We start from the raw sequence: 455 nt of genomic DNA, 5'->3' as shown, positions 1-455 counted from the left end.
GGTGCTTAATTAAAGTGCTTTTCTTCCAACCATTGCTCCCAATTATTTAAATCTAACCTTTTTTGAGTCCTTTTCACTTCGAAGGCTAATATAAAACCTGTAGTGACGCCATAAAATAAAGCACCGTACAACTGATAAATCGTAATATCGTAAAACGGCCAAAAGAATAACCACATCAACAAACCCCATGTAATCGAACCAAATACTGCTTGTAGAAAAAACAATTTTAAAGGTAGTTCAAATACCTGTGGCTTTAAATTTTTCTTAGTCAATTTTGATAATGAGAATATAAAAGGTTTTGTAAGTTGAGCTCTTACCCCTTTCTCTTTTAGATATAATTGAATAAATTCGAACTTTTCCATAAAGCACCTCAACAATTTAGTGTGACTTTACATCAGAATTAAATCACGAATTGTGATATCACCATCGATTATTGAAGGATTATTCAGCACCAT

At 32.1% G+C, this 455-nt stretch carries 1 protein-coding gene; it reads right to left on the bottom strand.

Features of this window, described 5'->3' with window-relative positions:
- Positions 1 to 5: 5 nt before the first annotated feature.
- Entirely contained in the window at positions 6 to 362 is a 357-nt protein-coding gene (locus PVK70_RS18950; protein WP_130049491.1) for a DUF6404 family protein, read from the bottom strand.
- Positions 363 to 455 lie beyond the last annotated feature (93 nt).

The organism is Aliivibrio sp. A6, assembly GCF_028765505.1.
Taxonomy (GTDB): Bacteria; Pseudomonadota; Gammaproteobacteria; order Enterobacterales; family Vibrionaceae; genus Aliivibrio; species Aliivibrio finisterrensis_A.
This window is presented reverse-complemented; position numbering and strand designations above follow the sequence as displayed.